Annotated in this window: 8 protein-coding genes; 1 reads left to right on the top strand and 7 read right to left on the bottom strand. The window is 36.0% G+C overall.

Going from position 1 to position 19,591, the window contains the following annotated elements; all coding sequences use genetic code 11:
• Positions 1-18: 18 nt before the first annotated feature.
• Together M2098_RS00055 and M2098_RS00050 are read right to left on the bottom strand one after the other, a co-directional pair.
• Complete coding sequence (locus M2098_RS00055; RefSeq protein ID WP_134170424.1) at positions 19-243, bottom strand: acyl carrier protein; 225 nt, start codon at positions 241-243, stop codon at positions 19-21.
• Positions 244-453: 210 nt separating this feature from the next.
• A complete protein-coding gene (locus M2098_RS00050; RefSeq protein ID WP_280681033.1) occupies positions 454-1,572 on the bottom strand; it encodes a hypothetical protein in 1,119 nt (372 codons plus the stop codon).
• A gap of 511 nt (positions 1,573-2,083) precedes the next feature.
• On the opposite strand from M2098_RS00050, the gene M2098_RS00045 reads away from it, so the two are divergent.
• On the top strand, positions 2,084-2,971 hold the full coding sequence (locus M2098_RS00045; protein ID WP_280681035.1) for a diacylglycerol kinase family protein: 888 nt from the start codon (positions 2,084-2,086) through the stop codon (positions 2,969-2,971).
• Positions 2,972-3,388: 417 nt separating this feature from the next.
• Here M2098_RS00045 and M2098_RS00040 read toward each other — a convergent pair whose 3' ends face one another.
• The 5 genes from M2098_RS00040 to M2098_RS00005 form a co-directional block, all read right to left on the bottom strand.
• Positions 3,389-3,844 carry a hypothetical protein gene (locus M2098_RS00040; RefSeq protein WP_280681037.1) on the bottom strand — a complete coding sequence of 152 codons (456 nt, stop codon included), beginning with the start codon at positions 3,842-3,844 and terminating at the stop codon, positions 3,389-3,391.
• A gap of 72 nt (positions 3,845-3,916) precedes the next feature.
• Complete coding sequence (locus M2098_RS11550; RefSeq protein ID WP_348521528.1) at positions 3,917-14,701, bottom strand: immunoglobulin-like domain-containing protein; 10,785 nt, start codon at positions 14,699-14,701, stop codon at positions 3,917-3,919.
• A gap of 86 nt (positions 14,702-14,787) precedes the next feature.
• Positions 14,788-17,253 carry an immunoglobulin-like domain-containing protein gene (locus M2098_RS00015; RefSeq protein WP_280681039.1) on the bottom strand — a complete coding sequence of 822 codons (2,466 nt, stop codon included), beginning with the start codon at positions 17,251-17,253 and terminating at the stop codon, positions 14,788-14,790.
• A complete protein-coding gene (locus M2098_RS00010; protein WP_280681041.1) occupies positions 17,246-18,373 on the bottom strand; it encodes an InlB B-repeat-containing protein in 1,128 nt (375 codons plus the stop codon). Before M2098_RS00010 ends, M2098_RS00015 begins: the two co-directional genes overlap by 8 nt.
• 76 nt (positions 18,374-18,449) lie before the next feature.
• Positions 18,450-19,424, bottom strand: coding sequence for a sigma factor-like helix-turn-helix DNA-binding protein (locus M2098_RS00005; RefSeq protein WP_280681043.1), 975 nt, complete (start codon positions 19,422-19,424; stop codon positions 18,450-18,452).
• Between the last annotated feature and the right edge of the window lie 167 nt (positions 19,425-19,591).

Below are 19,591 nucleotides of genomic sequence, written 5' to 3'. Positions count from 1 at the left end.
AGAAATCTTAGCTTCTACTTATTTCTTTGCGTTAACAATATCGATGATATCTTGAACTGTTTCTAATTTAGCTAGTTCTTCATCTTCGATGCGTACATCGAATTCTGTTTCTAATTCAAGTGCTAATTCAACTGCACTTAGTGAATCGATTCCTAAATCATCTTTTAAGTTTGCTTCAGGCTTTACGTCGTCCGCATCAACGTTAATTGCCTCAACTAATACTCTTTTTACATCTTCTAACATATGTTTATGCCTCCTTTTAAATAAACCTTTGAAACTCAAAGTTGTTTTTATTATACATACTTGGATAGTCAAAGTAAATAGGTTTTATAAAAAAGTTTCGACAATCAAAGCATTATCCTTTATTTATCGAATACATTAGTTTTTCGTAATTTATTTGAAAACGGTATCATCCATAAAATGAAAAAAAGAGGCATTAGCCTCCATAAGATTTTATAATTTATTTGTATATGCATTTTTGTATTTCTTTACTAAAAGAATCAAAGATACTAATGCTCCCGCAAAAATCCACATAAAGCCACTCATGTGCGTAATGTCACCTGTTGCAGGTCCTTTTTCTTGTACATTTGGTTTATTTGTTGTAACTGCATCATTTGATGGTTTCACAGTAGAATCAACATTGGTATTTGGTTCATTTTGATTTGAATCAATATTGTCTGTTTGATCATTTTGTTTTAACTGATTACCCTTAATTGTATATTCTTTATATAGTTGCAATCTAAATCCAGACTCATCTGGTGTTTCAAGCGGAGCAAATTCCCATACGTAGGTAAGATCTTCTACTACATTGTAAGCACGTATCTTTGTAATTAAATCTTCAAAATTTTCTGACTCCAACGAAATTTGACCAAATGTTTTCAAGTAAGGTTTAATCATTGCATCCATTTCTTGATAATTATTAGCTTGCAAAAAGTATTCAAAACCAAATCCAGGAATATTTTCATGACCAATAATTGCATCATTGACTTCATCAAAAACAACTCGTTTCGTGATATTCGTTTGAATTGTTTCATGAATATCTAAATACGTATTTTCAAAATCCACTTCTGTAACCCACGCAGGAGTATCCCAATATACCCCTCCTCTAAACTCAGTTTCAGATGAAGCAGCTCCTCCACCAGTATATGTCATTTTGTATTTTGAATTCTCTGTTAAATCATTGTTAAAACTAAGCGGATAGAAATAAATGTAACTCTGTAAATCTTGTTGTACTGGTATTGTACTTTCCAATAAATTTTCTAAGGCATCATCTGTTTCCATTAATACATACCCTTTTGCTGTGACTTTCTTAACAACTGCATTGTAACAAGTTGTTAAGCTTTTTTTATCTTGTTCATTCAAATATACTTCTTGTGCATCCACTTCTCCAGTTGTCGTAATCCCAATCGAGCAACTCACTGGTTCAGTTTCTACATCCAATCCAGGATAAAATGTCGATGTTAATGTATATGTATACACATCACCTTGCTTTTCAATTCCAGTGTTCATGTTTGCAAATACACCTGAAAATGTCAGTGCTGAAATCAATACTGAAGAAAAAAACTTATTCATATTTAAATTCCCCCTTTATATACTTCTATATGTTTTCTTAATTGGAAACTATCCAATTGAGACATAACCCCTATTTATAAATTTATATCGCTTTCAAACAACGGACTTCACTCAAGGAGTAAAGAAAAAATGACGTTTTTCCAGGATGTTTACATTGGTAAACCAGAGCGCGAAGCCCGTTTGTAGGAAGCATGGATGTTTATTTGTTGCTTTACTGTTGTTAATAAGGAAAGAAATATCGTCAAAGATTGTACGTTTATTATGGATCGATACTGGCAGCATAGTAGTTATGCAAAACAATCAAGGACTTTGTGCAATCAAATAAACTATAGGAAAGGTATTATCGACCCTATATATACCTTATCAATTCTCAAATCATTTGTCTTTCCTTCAAACTTATTTTTTTATTTCAAGTCCGTTTGTGACATTTATCATTCTTTCTACGACAATGAAAAACATTAGATTTTGTAAATACATTGCTATCCCAACTGATATTGTCTATGATATAAGTATGAAAAAAATCTTATTTGTCTACAATCCTGTTGCCGGAAAAGGTAACATTAAAAATAAATTAAGTAAAATTATTGAAGCATTCTCATCTGATGAAAACACATTGATTACCTATGCCACAAAAGCAAACAATGATGCATATCACCACATTGTTCAATTCGGTCAACAGTTTGATCGCATTATTTGTAGTGGAGGCGATGGAACCTTAAATGAGACAATCAATGCATGTATGGAAATTGCATATAAAGGAAAACTTGGCTACATTCCTACAGGAACCGTAAACGACTTTTCTAAATCAATCAAAATGGAAACCAATCTTGATCGCTTATTGGATAACTTCAATACTGAAATTCATTTCCAAAGCATTGATGTAGGAAAACTTAATGAACGTTATTTTGTATATGTTGCAGCGTTTGGTAGTGTAAGTGAAGTTAGTTATTCAACCCCGCAAAATACAAAAAATAGTATTGGTAAGGTAGCCTATATATTAGAAGGCTTAAAGAAACTTACACGACAAGATAAAATCCATATGCGTATTGAATATGATGATGGCATCATTGAGGATGATTTTTGCTTAGGATTGATTACCAATTCTTTGTTTATTGGCGGAATGAACTTTTTTAAAGAAGATGAAATATCACTTGATGATGGATACTTTGAATGTATCTTTATTAAATATCCAAAAGGTCCAATTACACTGAATCAAACCTTGTTTGATATAACAACTAGAAACTTTGAGAATACAGATAAAATGTATGCCTTTAAAACGAAAACATTACGTATCACTTCAAAAAAGAAAGTCAAATGGACAGTTGATGGAGAATATGGTGGAACCTATAAAGATGCAACAATCACCAACTATCAAAAAGCAATCACAATATTAAAATAAGTATCAGACGGTACTTATTTTTGTTTATATTCATATACACATAAATCGCATCGTGAACGATATCGTAGCAAATTCGTAAACTTACTGTTTGTAATCAGCTTGGCCGTTTGATGCGTTTGCAGTAATTTTATCAGTTACTTTTCTTCTGTGAATTTTAGACCATACATCACTTCGAATGAAGAAATAAGTTCATAAATTATCGGTAATGCTTCATGTATATATTCCATATCAGCTAGACAACTTGCATGCTAATGCAAAAAAGCGCAAACAAGTACTTCACATCTTGATCGCGCTTTTCGCATATACTCCCTCTATCATATGTTTTGCATGTCTAAGCCAGTTGTTTCACGGCTTTATGACCTTACCTTTAGGAGTTTAGATAAACTTTGCTGTCATAACATACACTGAGTAATTTGGTTATTCTATTTTATCACACGTATAATTATTTGCTTTTAGACCTTTCACCAAATCATTTACTTCTTTGAAATCGTTCAAACCCAGATCTGTCATGTCTGACTCAGAAACTTTTGAAGTATCTACTTCAACTTTGACAAAAAGTTTTTTTGCTTTTTTATCAACTGAAATATCAAACGTTAAACCTTCTTGTTTTTTGTTTGGATTTACATATTTATCCTTGTACAGTTCTTCAAGTTCTTTTACATCGTAGTCTTCAAAAAGGTAGTCCGCTAACGCTGCTTCTTGACTTACAATAAGTGATTTTACTTTTTTATCACTGTCATATGTTACATCGACCTTTTCTACGACACCTGAATCTCCTGAATCGAATGTACAAGTTACACTCTTGTCTTTCGAACTACTTCCGCATGCTGCCAATAACATGATCATGCAAAACAATGTTAATTTCTTTTTCATCTCTATCCTCCTATGTATCTTTTTATGGTAAGTAAAGGAATATCGAAGATACTCCTCTACTTGTGTAAGTTATTACTCTTCCTCTTTTTTACGTTTTACAAGAACTAATACACCTAGCAATGAAATCATTCCAAGTCCAACTAAACCTGCAGTACTTGTTGTATCACCAGTACTTGGGTTTGATGTCGTTGGTGTTTCACTTGGTATAGCAATACTTGGTAATTCTTCAGGAAGTACAGTTACCTTAATCAAAGTTGCATATTCAATTCCTAAATGGTCGACTTTTAATTTCATGTCGTATACTCCACCTTCGGTTGGACTTGCATTTACGGTTTTTAAGTGAGGTTCATGTACTTCAATTGCTGCTACTGTCGGGTATTCATCTTTATTCGATGCATTTACCACAATATCAGCTCCTGACAATTCAACTGAGCGTTCTTTTGTTAATCCAGCAGCGTCTTTATATGGAATCGTAAAGTCGTTTGCATGAATTGTCATATCCACCTTCACAACATTTACAGAAATTGTAACTTTGATTGATGGATCTTGCACAACTCTGAATGTCGCTGTGTATGTACCAAGCTTACCTTCAATATTGTGATCTTCAACTTCAACTGCAACAAGTGCAAGATCTCTTAGTCTCCAACCTTCAGCATCTGCTAGTAGGATTAATTGATCGTTAGTAATAGTTGAAGCCACTTGTGTATCAATAGTAATGTTGTTTGCTCCAATTGCATAATTGTCTTCTGTTGTAATCACATCTTTATCAACTACTTTAATTGCAATTGTTGCTTTTGTTGCTGGTTCCTCTGCTACATAGAATGTTGCAGTATAGTTTCCTGCTTCCGCTTTGAAGTTCGTTACATCTAGTAATACAGTACCTTGGCTCATGTCCTTGCGGTTATAAGCTTCTGCTTTCGCTAATGTAACAAGTTCTTCATGATTTGTAATTGTTTTTGCTTGTTCTACGTTCATCACTAAGTTATTTGCAGCGATGGTATACGTATCACCATGTTCGATTACATCTATGTCTAGAACTTTTATTGCGATAGTTACTTTTGTTGCTGGTTCTTCTTCTACACTGAATGTTGCTATATAATCACCTGCAGATTTATTGAAGTTTGTACTATCTAGTTTCACTGTTCCAGCACTCATATCCTTGCGGTTATAAGCCTCGGCTTTTGCTAATCCAATAAGTTCACTGTTTTCAACAATTAGGTTTGCTTCATCCAATGTTAATACAAGATTGTTTGCAGCGATTGTATACTTGTCACCATGTTCAATTACGTCTTTATCAAGAACCTTAATTGAAATCGTTGCTTTCGTTGCAGGTTCCTCTTTTACATAGAACGTAGCTGTGTAGTCACCTTTCGCTTTTTTGAATGATGTGCTTTCTAACAATACAGTTCCTGGAGTCATGTCCTTGCGGTTGTACGCTTCAGCATCTGATAAAACAATAAGTTCATCATTCGATGTTAACGCATTTGCTTCATTCAATGTTAATACAAGATTGTTTGCAGCAATTGTATACTTGTCACCATGTTCGATTACATCTTTATCCATAACCTTAATAGCGATTGTTACTTTCGTTGCAGGTTCCTCTACAACACTAAATGTTGCTACGTAGTCACCTTTTGCCTTTTCAAACGTTGTACTATCTAACGTAACTGTTCCAGCACTCATATCTTTACGTTCGAATGCTTGAGCATGTGCTAAGTCAATTAGTTCATCGTTATCAGTAAGCAAGTTTGCTTCATCTAAAGTCATCAAGATGTTATCTGCACTGATTGTATATTTATCTCCGTGCTCAATAATATCATTCTTAACAACTTTAATTCTAGCTGTTACTTTCGTATCTTTTTCTTCATCAACATAGAATGTTGCTGTGTAATCGTTAACTTCAGCTTTAAAGTCTGTAGACTCAAGTTTTACTGTTCCTTCAGTCAAGTCTTTCAACTTCCATGCTTTTACATTCATCAAGTCAACCAATTGGTTGTTGTCAGTAATTGTTTTTGCTTCATCCAATGTCATCACGATGTTGCTAGCTACGATTGTGTACTTGTCTCCATGTTCAATCACATTACCTTCAACAACTTTTGCAATTGCTGTTACTTGATCTGATGGATCAGTTGCATCATCAACCTTAATCTTAACTTCATATTCGTCTGGTTCAGCTTTATAACCACCATTGTCTGCCACAACAATCCTGTCTGCATCAATTGGTTGTCCAGTTGCTTTATCCCAAGCTTTTGCTTCTGTTAAGTCTAAGATTTGTGCGTCTGTTCCATCTACATCATCTTCTAAGATAACGAAGTTGTGTGCATCGTAGATATAGTTTTCTCCAACATATAAGCCTACAGCTACAACACGGTTTTTGCTAACTGTGTTGCCATCGCTGTCAGTAACACTGTATGTTACAACATAGACACCTTTCTTACTTGTGTCAACAGTTCCAATTGAGATTACTTTTTCTGTAATATCTTTGTCTTCGTCATCCCAAGCACTGATACCATGTTTGTAGTTATACGTATCACCAATTTCAAGTTCCATAAACGCTGGATCTACTGTAAGGATTGGTTCCTTACCTGTCTCTACAGTTACACTTACTTTTACAGTTGTTTCTGGGTGATCTTTCAATGCATAAATTACATAATAGTCATTGCCATTTACATCTGTACCAATATTCTTTTCAAGAACGATAACTTCTTCATCGCTGAAGTCTTTTACGTTCCAACCTTCAGCATCTGCCCACTTGATTAAATCAGCATCTGTTGGATCATCTGCTTTACCTCGAGTAATCGTAAAGTCATTTGCTCCAATTGCGTAATCATCATTGTTTGTTAATTCATCTTTATCAACAACTTTGATTGTGATTGTTACTTTTGTTGCTGGTTCTTCTTCTACATGGAATGTTGCTGTGTAGTCTTTTGCCATTACAGAAGCTGCTACGAAATCTGTGCTTTCCAGTTTTACTGTTCCTGCACTCATATCTTTACGGCTAATTGCCACTGCTTTAGCTAAACCAACTAACTCATCATTACTACTTATTTCTTTTGCTTGTTTTACATTCATGATGATGTTATTTGCACCAATCGTGTATGTATCACCATGCTCAACGATATGTCTGTCGATAACTTTGATTTGTACGGTTACTTTCGTTGCTGGTTCTTCTTCTACACTGAATGTTGCTGTGTAGTCGTTTACCTTTGCTTCGAATGTTGTACTTTCTAACTTAACTGTTCCAGCACTCATATCTTTACGTTTGAATGCTTCAGCTTTTGCTAAATCGACTAATTTATTGTTGTCAGTAACTAGTTTTGCTTCATCTAATGACATGATGATATTATTCGCAGCAATCGTATATTTATCTCCATGTTCAATGACGTCTTTATCAACGACTTTGATTTTGACTGTGACTTTCGTTGCTCTTTGCTCATCAACATTAAATGTTGCTGTATAATTACCTTTTTCTTTCTTGAAATCTGTTACTTCAAGGTTTACTTTACTTTCAGATAAATCTTGAATCATCCAAGCTTTTGCTTTTGCTAAACCAACAAGTTCATCGTTTGATGTCATTACTTTAGCTTGATCTACTGTCATGACGATATTGCTTGCTACAATTGTGTAAGCACCATCTCCACGTTCAATAACGTCTCCTTCAACAACTTTTGCTGTTGCTTCAACTTCATCCGATGGGTCTGTTGCATCATCAACTTTAATTTTCACAACATAATCGTCTGGCTGTGAACTGTAACCACCGTTGTCTGACACAATAATCTTGTCAGCATCTACAGGTTTTCCAGTTTCTTTATCCCATGCTTTTGCATCAGTTAAATCTAAAATTTGCTCATCTGATCCATCTACATCATCTTCTAGAATGACAAAATTGTTTGCATCATAGATGTAGTCTTCGCCAACATATAAGCCAACCGCTACAACACGATCTTTTTCGACCGTATTATGATCACTATCTGTAACGCTGTAAGTCACAACATAAACACCTTTTTTGCTTGTGTCGACAGTTCCGAAAGAAACTACTTTATCAGTAAGATCCTTATCTTCTTCATCCCAAGCACTAACTCCATATTTGTAGTCATATGTGTCATTAATTTGTAGTGACATTACTGGTGGGTCAACTATTAATTCTGGTTCATCACCTTTAGAAATAGTTACTTTGACAGTGACTTTTGTATCAGGGTCATTTTTCAATTGGAATGTAACGTAGTATTCATCAGAAGAGATGTCTGTTCCAATGTTTTTCTTCGCTACTTCTACTTCTTCATCACTAAAGTCTTTCACATTCCAACCCTGCGCATCCGCCCATTTAATTAAATCAGCATTTGTGTGGTTTTCAGCTTTACTTCTTGTAATAACGAAGTCATTTGCACCAATTGCGTAATCATCAGTTGTTGTCAATTCATCTTTATCAACAACTTTAATTTTTACTGTAACTTTCGTTGCTTGTTCTTCTTCTACACTGAATGTTGCTGTGTAATCTTTTGCTGTTACCGTCAAGGCATCAAAGTCTGTGCTATCTAATTTTACAGTTCCAGCACTCATGTCTTTGCGGTTTATAGCTACTGCTTTTGTTAAGTTAATGAAATCGTTGTTATCTACAATCTTAGCTGCATCTTCAAGTTTTATAATGATATTATTAGCTGCGATTGTGTATGTATCTCCATGTTCTATCACATGACGATCAATAACTTTAATTGTAATTGTTGCTTTCGTTGCTGGTTCTTCTTTTACTCTGAACGTTGCTGTGTAGTCTTTTTCTACTGTTGCTGTTCGTTCAAAGTCTGTACTTTCTAGTTCTACTGTTCCAGCACTCATGTCTTTGCGGTTTACTGCTACTGCTTTTGCCAAACCTATAAGTTCATCATTGTTTGCCATTGCATTTGCTTGCGCCACATTCATCACGATGTTGTTTGCACCAATTGTGTACGTATCTCCATGTTCTATCACATGTCGATCAATAACTTTAATTTGTACTGTTACTTTCGTTGCTGGTTCTTCTTCTACACTAAATGTTGCTGTGTAGTCGTTTACCTTCGCTTCGAATGTTGTACTTTCTAACTTAACTGTTCCTTCAGTTAAATCTGCTACTTTCCATGCTTTCGCTTTGGCTATGCCTACCAATTGGTTGTTGTCAGTAATTGCTTTTGCTTCATCTAATGTCATCACGATGTTGCTAGCTACGATTGTGTAGTTATCACCACGTTCAATGACATCACCTTCTACTACCTTCGCAATTGCTGCTACTTCATCTGCTGCATCCGTTGCCGCTTTTGCTTTAACTACTACACGGTACTCATCAACTACTGCTTTGTATCCGCCGTTGTCTTTTACCATTAAATCCGTTTGATTTAATTTTTGTCCTGTTGCTTTTAACCATGCTGTTGCTTCTGTGTTGTCTAAGATTTCCTTATCCGTTCCAGTTACATCATCTTTTAAAATCACATAGTTATGGATGTCATAGATGTAGTCTTTTCCTACATACAATCCAACTGCTACGATACGCTTCTTGTTTGCTGTATTTCCATCATTATCCGTTACACTGTATTCGATGACGTATACGCCTTTCTTACTTGTGTCTACACTTCCTGTTGAAATTACTTTGCCGGTAAGATCTCCGTCTTCGCTATCCCATGCACTTACTCCTTGCTTGTAGTCAAATGCTGCATCTATCTCTATTGACATAAATTCTGGGTCAACTGTTAATTCTGGTGCTTCTCCATTTGTGACTGTAACTTTTACTTTTACTGTCTTTTCTGGGTGGTTCACCAATTGATAAATAACGTAGTAGTCTTGTGATGTCACATCTGTTCCAATTGATTTTTCTTTCACTTTTACTGGTTCGTTACTTAAGTCTTTTACTTTCCATCCTTCTGCTGCTCCCCACTCAATTAAGTTTTCTTCTGTGTGGTTTTCTGCTTTGGATTTCGTAATTGTAAAGTTATTCGCTCCAATTGCATAGTGATCTTCTGATGTGATTTCATCTTTCTTCACTACTTTTATTGTAATTGTTGCTTTCGTTGCTGGTTCTTCTTTTACTCTGAACGTTGCTGTGTAGTCTTTTTCTACTGTTGCTGTTCGTTCAAAGTCTGTACTTTCTAGTTCTACTGTTCCAGCACTCATGTCTTTGCGGTTTACTGCTACTGCTTTTGCCAAACCTATAAGTTCATCATTGTTTGCCATTGCATTTGCTTGTGCCACATTCATCACGATGTTGTTTGCACCAATTGTGTACGTATCTCCATGTTCTATCACATGTCGATCAATAACTTTAATTTGTACTGTTACTTTCGTTGCTGGTTCTTCTTCTACACTAAATGTTGCTGTGTAGTCGTTTACCTTCGCTTCGAATGTTGTACTTTCTAACTTAACTGTTCCAACACTCATATCTTTACGTTTGAATGCTTCAGCTTTTGCTAGATTGATTAATTCGTTATGATTTTTGATTGTTTTGGCTTCATCAAGTGTCATTACGATGTTGTTTGCACCAATCGTGTACTTGTCACCATGTTCGATAATGTCTTTATCGATTACTTTAATTTGTACTGTTACTTTCGTTGCTGGTTCTTCTTCTACACTGAACGTTGCTGTGTAGTCGTTTACCTTTGCTTCGAATGTTGTACTTTCTAACTTAACTGTTCCAGCACTCATATCTTTACGTTTGAATGCTTCAGCTTTTGCTAGATTGATTAATTCGTTATGATTCTTGATTGCTTTTGCTTCATCAAGTGTCATTACGATGTTATTTGCACCAATCGTGTACTTATCACCGTGTTCGATGACATCTTTATCAATAACCTTAATTTTAATCGTTACCTTCGTAGCTTTATCTTCATTTACTTGGAACGTTGCTGTATAGTCTTTTGCCGTCGCACTTGCTGCTGTAAAGTTTGTACTTTCTAGTACAACAGTTGCTTCACTTAGATCACTAAGTTTCCATGCTTTTGCTTTTGCTAAACCAACAAGTTCATCATTGTTTGCAATTGCTTTTGCTTGATCCAATGTTAAGACGATATTATTTGCTACGATTGTATATTTGTCGCCTTCTTCAATTACATCGTTGTCAACAACTTTTGCAATTGCTGATACTTCATCTGCTGGATCTGTAGCTGCTTTTGCCTTAATAATAACAGTATAATCGTTTACTTCAGCTTTATATCCACCGTTTTCTTTAACCATTAAGTCGCTTTGCGCTAGTTCAAGACCTGTAGCAATTGACCATGCACGAGCTTCTGTTTTATTTAAGATTTCTGCATTCGTTCCTTTTACATCATCTTTTAGAATAACGTAGTTGTGTACATCGTATGCATACTCTTTCCCAACATGTAGTCCAACAGCAACAATTCTACGTTTTGTAACCGTATTGAAATCACTGTCTGTAACACTATATTCAAGAATGTACATTCCTTTTTTACTTGTGTTTACAATACCTGTATAAAGTACTTTATTAGTAAGATCACCATCTTCAGCATCGCTTGCCGATACCCCATGCATATACTCGAAACTTCCATTTAATGGAATTGAGATAAATGCTGGTTCTACATTAAGTAAAGGAACTTGTCCTTTTGTTACATTTACATTCACTGTAGCTTTTACAGTTGGAGCCGCATCAATTTTAAATGTTGCTTTATATAAGTCAACTTCGTCTTTCACGTTATGTGAATCTAGTGAAACTGCTGTTTCTTGACGCGTTTGACGAATCCATCCAATTGCTCCAGTTAACTCTTTTAATTTTGTTTTTGCATATGCTGGATCATCTTGAATTTTCTTCGCTTCACCACGTGTAATCTCAATGTGGTTTGCTGCGATGATGTATTCATCGGTTGGAATGACAACATCATAAGGAAGAACTTCAAACGTTACTTTCTTAGTAACTCCTTCATCTCCATCAATACAGAAGGTTACAGTATAGATTCCTTCTTCTGCTTTGAATCCACCATTGTCTTTTACTTTGACAGGTACAGATGAGCTATCTGATGTCTTAATACCCTTTGCATTTGCTAAACGAATATAATCACTGTCGTTTAATACAAGTTTTGCTGCATCGTAACCAAGAATGACATCATTTGCTGTAATTCTATATAATTCAGCTTTCACCACAATCTTAGTTGCTTGTGGGAATATTGCATCATGGTACTTTGTCGCACTTGCTGGGTTGATATTACCATTTGCATCTTCTAAGAAGATTTGAACATTGTCATTTGCCTTTAATGTAACATTTGACGGGAAAGTATATTTCCATGTTCCATCTGCATTAATCACACCTTCATTTGATAATTTTGTTCCATTTAAAGTTACAGCTAAACGAACTGGAGGGTCATCATTATGAACTCCATCAAGTTGCCATGTTCCTTCAATGTAGTTACCGTTTGCATATAGTGTGTTATTTACCTTGACTGGTAACGGAGGTGTTTTATCAATGGTTGTCACCACACCCGTTGTAATGTCTGTAGGTAATGACTCATGCGTTCGTCCAGAATCTGGATCTTCAGTTCCTCTCCATGCACGTAATACTTTATACGTTGTTCCTGTTTGGATAAAGTGTCCAACATCAAACACGAAAATACCACCGCGTGCTGGTTCACCATAAATAGAAACTCCATTATGTCCATCACCCATCCCCACAGAGCGAGCAACTACTTCACGCGATGTTCCATCAGGAAGCGTTTCTAATAAGGTTACATATACTTCGTCAGTCCAAGCATCACGGATTCCCCAGTCGATACCTTCTGGTACTCCAGCATGTCCATAAACGTATTTGTCTGCGTTAGTTGGTACACGTAATTCATCAATAATTGGGCTTGCGTTATTTCCACTGATTCGACTATAAGCTTTCATTCCCAGTGACCCAAACGTTTGTGTATTGAATTCAGCTGGATAGTTTGTTGAAAGGATCTTAGTAAAATCTGCGTTATTTAATTTAAAGTCTAGCACTGTCCAACTGCGATACGGATTACCATGAATACTTGATGTTTTTTTCCAAACTGCTAAATCAGAGTTTGTTGATGTATATGTTGATTGATCATTTACATCAAAGACCAAACCACCAGATTTACCATTTGGATCATCATCGTATCTTGTATTCGCAAAATCATAGTACAATGGATTGTCATTGACAAATACCACTTTACGTACGTTGAAAATTGCATGATCTTCGTTTTTTGTACGACCCCGTGCTATGAATGTTGCACGATCGGCTAGTGTAATTTGTGCCTCACCTTTACCATCAATATCAACTGCTGCTCCATAATCAGAAACGATTTCGATTGCTGAACCATAACCTGATACATCAAAGATTTGTCCCGAAGAACCACCAGACTTATATTGGATTCCTTGGTTTCTTCCGTTTCCTCCAGGATCTTTTGGTGATTGACTACCTTTATTGTATACTTTAATTTTCCCACCAGAGCGCACATGAAACTCATTGCTTTTTCCATAGAAACGCATCGCTGGAGCTTCTGATTTCGTTCCAACTTTACGAATATTAACTTCAGCTTGATCCGATACATCAAAACGTTGATATCCTACCAAACGTAAACGGAAGGCTGCTCCATATGTATCACTACCACCAAGCGTTTTAATATTCATCTTTGTGCCTTTTCCGCTAACTCTGAATTCTCCACCTTCAATTTGTGAAATAACACCAGGAAAGGCTTCTGTTCCATCACCTTTACTATCTACATCCAATATTGCCCCATCGGAAATCGCAACATACGATTCGCGAATAGGCTCACTGGAGGCATCGTCTGTTTCTGCATCATCACCAGATGCCGCAGTTCCAGCAAATGATAAAACGGCATTTGAGTTCCCAACACCCATACCATTTGATGAAGCTTTCACTTCTGTACCAGCACCTGTAATATCTACATGGATACGGTTCCCTTGTCCTTGTTTTCCTAACCAAATAGTAGCTTCTTCTTTCGAGTGAAGCGTCACTTTTGATTTTTTGTCAATTCGCATGGTAATCATCGATTGCGCATTATATGGACGAGCGTTGAAAATTACACGTCTTGCGGTAATATTCACATTTGCTTCATCAGTAATTGTAAAGTCTTTAGCGACTATAAGTCCTGATGTGGAATTACTCCCCGTTTCATGCACATTACTTGTTGAATGCCATTCGATATTTCCAGATAATGTAATCGCACTTCCTGTCGCTTTGAAAATACTTTTTGTCGTTGTTGTACCCTCGTGTGTAAGGTCTTTGATTGCGACATTCCAGTTTGTCGATGTAGCACTATTTCCTGAGTCTGAAGCACTGTTGTCCGCATGACGAACTAAGTATTCACAACCCAAATTGTCTATTTTGATTCCTACTAAACCTAAGTTTGTTAAATTGGAAACACGACTAAGAATAAATGCACTATCATCATCTGATTGAAAGTCAATCGTATTGCCATTACCATTAATGACAAGATTGCGGCTTATCTCTGGCAAGTCATTGTTCTTATTACCAGTTCTTGTGATTTTACCTGTTAAGTTAATCACACTAACATTTGTATCTCTCATCGCTGAACTTAGTTGATCCCAACTACTTACATCAACGCTTGATGCAAATGTACCGATTTGACTTTGCACATCTTGTTTCTGGGCTTCCTCTTCGATGCCCTCTTCTTCTTTTGTTTCCTCTTCCGTTTCTTTTTCTTCTTCTATAAGCTCGTCTTCATCCCGCAGTTCTTCTTCTGCCGGATTCATTTCGTCACTTACTTCATCTGCGTCAGCAACTAAAACTACATCACTAACTAACGAAGAAATTCCTAACGAAACAAACGTTAATAGAAAACATAATATCACAATGAATAATGTTTTCTGTCGTTCCCAGAAACTTTTTCTTTTTCTCATACAATTCTCTCCTTTCATAAGTTTTCAATACTTAAATCACACACTTGAAAACATATTTAATTTACGACAGTAGTTAGATGTTCTTCTTAAAAATCGGGTTCACTTTCGGCAAAACTTTTGAACTTTTTTTGCCAAAAGCTAAATGTCCCTAAACATAAAGCAAATAACAATATAATTTTCATACCCAATATATTGGTTGAATCACCAGCTGCAACTGTTGCCATATTTCCATGGTTCTCACTTGGCTGTCTTTGAGTTTTATCATCTACTGCTTGTAAATCGAGCGCTTTGTTTACTGTTACATGTACGGCAATTTTTTGTTGGTGTGAATGCCCTATTTCATCCACAACAGATGCCGTAAATGCTAACTTGAAGATTCCCCCTTCCTTTCCTACCTTTTGAATGGTAGCTAATTGATTTGCATTTGCTTCAATGCTTGCTGCAACAATTTCATTACGATCAATATCGCAAACCTCAACTTTTGCAAATTGAATGGCTTGTGATTGTTGCAATTGCTTTGCCTCATCATATGTAAGTTCAAAGTCATGACCATTTAAAACGAAATTACCATATTCATCAAAGATGGATGTACTTTCTCCAAGAATTGTTACATTGATTTTTTTGCTGACTTCCACATGGTCAAGTTTGACTGTGTAAAGCAGTTCATACATTCCTCCTTGTTTTGAAACATTTTTAATAGTTTGCCACTGTGCTTCATGAACGGTTGTTGCTTGATTGACACCAAGAAACTCATGAATTTCACCCTGGCTATTTCGATCCATCAAAAAGGCATGAACATTGGCATCCGAAATAATGTCTTGTTTGGTTAAACTTTGTACTTGATCAAAAGTGTATATTAGATCATCCGCCCCAATAATGGCATTTGCTAGTTGATCCATGACACTATGCTTGTTGTTAATCAATACTTGCACTTCTTTTGTACAAGTTTTTCCATCTTGATTTTGAACTTGATAAGCAAGTGTATAAATACCAATGTCACTAAATTCTGGGTTTCCGTTTACTACGGTATAGGTAATTTGTTCATCGCTTAGTTTGCGCTGGATAGGTGCAAGACCAGGCGTATCATTAGCTTCTAACCAAGTCGCTTCAATACGATGTTTTAAACTATAATCAATGTTAGGATTACCCAATTCATAACGTTGAAATGGTGCTTGTATTTCTGGTAAACCATGAACTTTCACGACTCGCGTAAACTCTGTTACATAACCTTTTTGGTCCTCAACTTTGTAAGTCACTTCATAGGTTCCTACTTTGTTGGGATTTACATTACTTTGTACAACTTCAACTTTGTCGAGTAGATTTTGTTGTTGTTCATCATAGACTTGAATTCCTTGTAATGGATCAAAAGAATCACCAACATACATATCCAATGCATTTGCTTCAAATACAGGACCATCCCACCACAGGATTGGTTGTTCAATTGTCCCTATAAACCAAAACGTATCGATGATGTGATAATTAATGCTGTAGCTGTATGACATCTGACTTGAATCTAACGTGAGTTCAATCTCAGTTACATCCTGTTGCTCAATTTGCATCGGCACAATCGTTCCACTTGGATCCTTTACAAGTGATTTGATCGTCACTTTTCCTGTTTTTTTATCACCAATTACATATTCGGGATTGGTATATCGTTGTCCCTCGTTGTTAGTTGGATCTAAATATGGTTCAGCATCCGAATAGTAACGTGCATAAATGGCAGCCTTCATATCTCCCAGTGGAGAAAAGTCGACAATTTGGTTATTGTTTAACCAAACTTGTGGCCGACTACCCGACATTTGAATATTTGCTAGTGGAGAAACATCGCTAATCTTATTGTTTCCCAGTCCCAAATAACTGATTTTTGTCAGTCCTGAAAGTGGACGAACATCACTGATGTTATTGAAGTCTAAAGTTAGACGCTTCAAATCAGGAAAATTTGCTAAATGTTCAATGTTTTCCAATTTATTATTTTGTAGATGTAAGGCATATCTTGTTAGACCACCAGTTACTGGAAGTGTTTGTAAATGTGTATCTGTAATCCCATTATTGTTAAGCATCAATTGCTCATCAAGCGCAGGAAAACGTTCCGCTGTAAATAAAGACAAATCATGAATTGCGTTAGTTCCTCGTTTCCAGTTATTGAACTCAATTGCGCGTAAATTTGGATAAATGGCATTTCGCATCGGCTCTAAACTTTGAATGTTATGGTCATTTAAATACAGTGTTTCTATATTTGTCATGTATGCAATTCCAGTTAAATCGTTAATTCGTTTACTTGGATCTGCGGTATTGTAACTAATCGTTTTAAGGTTTTTTAAATCATCTGTACCAAAGTTTTCTGGTATTTCTGGGCGATTGATAAGATACTTATAGAAATTCTCATCTGGAACAAGTTCACGCCCACGTTCGTTGGTTTCTTGCGCTTGTACTAGGATATCTTCGCTATTTGCAAGTTGATCTGCACTTGTTGATTGCATTAACCATGCAATACATAAAAACGCACATAGAAAACAAACAAATAACGTTTTGTTTTTATTTTGCTTATTCATGAATACCTCCTTTCTTACGACGTCGATTCATAATAAACAAAGCGACGAGTAACAAGGATACGATGAAAGGTATTGCACTTATCGCTATCCGAAATGGCAATGAAACATCTGCTCTCATTTTTAATGACGTAACAAAGTCATAAGAGAAAGTTCCTGCTGATGCAATGATTTCATCGTCATATAAAGTTAAGTGGCTACCTTCTTTAATTTCATCTAAGCGATACGATACACCTAGAGCTTTCAAAGGTCGTTCACTATCTGTAAATAAGGCAAAAACAACCGTATCTTCAACGATACGACTAAGATCTAAAGACCATCCTACAAATACACGATTGTCTTGTTGTGGATCTAGGATGTTTTCGGCACTTTCTCCGTGATTGACGATTCGCTGTTCATACAACACGTTGTCAATGTAATACGATACCAAATACTGTTTTAAACGATAGGTTGTATATAAGTTTAAATCACTTGTAATTGGCTGCCCTTGATAGAAATTTGCGGACCCGTCACTTTCTAAATTAAATCCAAGAAATACGTGACCGTCTTTATGTAAGCCATTTAGGCTTAAACTCTTATTGTGTTCAACATGGTGAGTTTGTAATAAAGTTGCACCATCATACACTCGTACTTTGTGCATTTGATTTGCTGGAAATGCAAAACTTCCTTGAAATGAATGTTCGTATGTTTCAGTTGCATCTCCTACAGTAATTCCTTGTGCTCGTACTTGGGTATCCACGCTTATTTTATTTCGGGAAGAGCCTGTTGTTGTAACATCTAATTCAATCACGTGTTTTACTTGATTCAATTGCATAGATAATCCAGACTTGAGCAATGCTTGGTATTCGCTTTGTGTTGCTTTTTTTCCATCAATGCTAAGCACCCCTTGTGCATACGGTTTGAAAGCAACCCCTTCTTTTTCAAACACCCTTATTTGGGTATCTAAAGTTCCTGAACGATTGGCTACTTGAATCCGCAACCGCACTGTAGAACCATAAGCAATCGGTCCAGCACTGGAAAGTTCTTTTTCTTTTCCAGATGCTTCAACAAGTTTTGCACTTGATGAAAGTTGCAAATCCAAATATGTTTCAGCAGCAACTACATGTTGTCTAATGCCAAACAATATCATACTTATCATGGTGAGTATAAGTAGTAGTTGTCGCAATGTTTTGATGCTGTTTTTATAACTCGACATTGGCTTATTGCTCCACTTGTACGACATACGAAATCATATTTCCCGACACATCATAAATTGCTACATAAACTTCACCATGAAAGTCATGTTTGATTTTTCCATTTCTTGGAATGGACATGCGTGTTTCTTGATAGAGCACATAAGATGCATCATAATCAATCCCTGATGCTCCATCCTTAAACTGTAATGTTAAATAGCCGTCTGTATATCCAATTTCCAACATCTCTGGAGCTTTAATATCAATGTTGTCGATGGTTACATTACGTGTATCTTTATCGACCTGAATTTTATATGTTCCATTTTCATTAACAACAAATGATAAAACATCTTGATTAACTTCAAAATCGATGGCTTTTGCTTCTTTTGAAACTTGGATATTGGAATGATCGACCTTATTTTTTAATTTCGCTTTCACTTCTACCTTTTTATTGGTTGGTTCTTGGTGATAACTAATGTCGATAATTTCTGCATCTTGTAGATGCAGACTTTGATACACGACATAGCTAGTGGTTGTTCCTAATCCTAACACACCAATAATCGCTGCTTTTGAAAGACTGGAAAGTGCTTTAGATGCACCCATAGTCAATGGAACAGCTGCTCCTATAGATGCTTTTCCCACATGAACCACCGAATCATAAATTTGACTTGCTACGGTTGGTGATAATGGCTTTTGCTGTAACAATTCTTTAAATATTTGGAACGCAAAAGGACTGAATACAAAACTGAAGTAACTAAGTGGTGAATAGCCTCGCTCACTTAGTCCTGGTTGAATAACTTTACGCACCCGTTTTAACCGTGTTTTTACTGTTCCCTCAGGTATCTTCATAATGTACGATATCTCTTTTACCGACAGTCCGACATAATATTTCAACATCCCTACTTCAAAGAATTTTTCTGGTAATTGGTTTAATTCACTTTTGATTGCAGCATACACTTCTTTACTCTCAACTTCGTGAACTTGATCATTATCCACTACCATTATTTCTTCAAGATTGGTAACCTCTCCAAGTTGTACTTGACGACTACGTTTTCGATATAGATTTTGCGAACTAATAAACTACCCCGGGGCAGAGCCCAGAAAGCCATCCCATGGCTTTCCGACGGGGTATTCGGGTCGCTTCGCTCAAGCTGATTACACTCGCATTT

Source organism: Breznakia sp. PFB1-19 (assembly GCF_029893935.1).
Taxonomy (GTDB): Bacteria; Bacillota_I; Bacilli_A; order Erysipelotrichales; family Erysipelotrichaceae; genus Breznakia; species Breznakia blatticola.
This window is presented reverse-complemented; position numbering and strand designations above follow the sequence as displayed.